This is a genomic window from Bacillus sp. SIMBA_154 (assembly GCF_046536015.1).
Lineage (GTDB): Bacteria > Bacillota > Bacilli > Bacillales > Bacillaceae > Bacillus > Bacillus pumilus_P.
Genome location: NZ_JAWJBV010000347.1, coordinates 1 through 264 on the forward strand (window position 1 = coordinate 1; position 264 = coordinate 264).

General features: G+C 54.9%; 1 protein-coding gene. It reads left to right on the forward strand.

What is annotated here, in order from left to right:
- The coding region (locus tag R0K30_RS22325) for a helix-turn-helix domain-containing protein (protein WP_410613071.1) at positions 1-264 on the forward strand (264 nt) is incomplete at both ends.

A 264-nucleotide genomic window follows, 5' to 3' on the forward strand; every position in this document is an offset into this window, starting at 1 on the left:
TCGGCATCGCCAAAAGCACGTACGCCGGGTATGAATCAGGATACCGGCGTCCGTCATTCGAGGCGCTGGGCACGCTTGCCGATCTGTTTGACACGACGTGCGACGATTTACTCGGGCGCACTGAAAAAAAGGCGGAGCCGTTTGCCCAGACCATCGAATTAACAAACGCCGCACAAGGCCTCGGCACACTGACCGTTGACGGACAGCCGCTTAACCAGGATGAAATTATCGAATTGATTGCGTTTGTCCGCACGAAAAAGAAGG